Source organism: Azospirillum sp. UFLA03-27, from assembly GCF_059803775.1.
Genome location: NZ_JAUQTX010000543.1, coordinates 1 through 614 on the forward strand (window position 1 = coordinate 1; position 614 = coordinate 614).

Here is a 614-nt window from a genome sequence, read left to right on the forward strand (position 1 = left end):
CGGTGGGTGGGGCGACCTACACCACCACCGCGACGGGTGGAAACTGGTCGATCAACCTCGCCACCGACACGCCGACCTCCGGGTCGCTGAGCCTCAACGCCAACGGCGCCAACCCCGTCTCCGCCACCGCCACCGACGCCGCGGGCAACGTCTCCACGCCGGGCACGCAGTCGCTGACCATCGACACGACACTGCCCAACGCTCCGACCATTAGCACGGCGCTGAGCAACAGCACGACGCCGACCCTGGCCGGCACAGCCGAAGCCGGGGCGACGGTGACGGTCACGGTGGGCGGCGCCACCTACACCACCACCGCGACGGGTGGAAACTGGTCGATCAACCTCGCTACCGACACGCCGACCGCCGGATCGCTGAGCCTGAACGCCAACGGTGCCAACCCGGTCTCGGCGACGGCCACCGATGCGGCGGGGAACGTCTCGGCGCCGGGCACTCAATCGTTGGTTATCGACACCACCCCGCCCAACGCTCCGGCGGTGACCAGCGCGGCGCTGAGCAACAGCACGACGCCGACCCTCGCCGGCACGGCCGAAGCCGGGGCGACGGTGACGGTCACGGTGGGCGGCGCCACCTACACCACCACCGCGACCGGCGGG

Annotated in this window: 1 protein-coding gene; it reads left to right on the forward strand. The window is 71.5% G+C overall.

The annotated features are described in order from the left end of the window. Positions 1–614: Ig-like domain-containing protein (locus tag Q4I23_RS32980; RefSeq protein WP_498529042.1), on the forward strand; the 614-nt coding region annotated here is incomplete at both ends.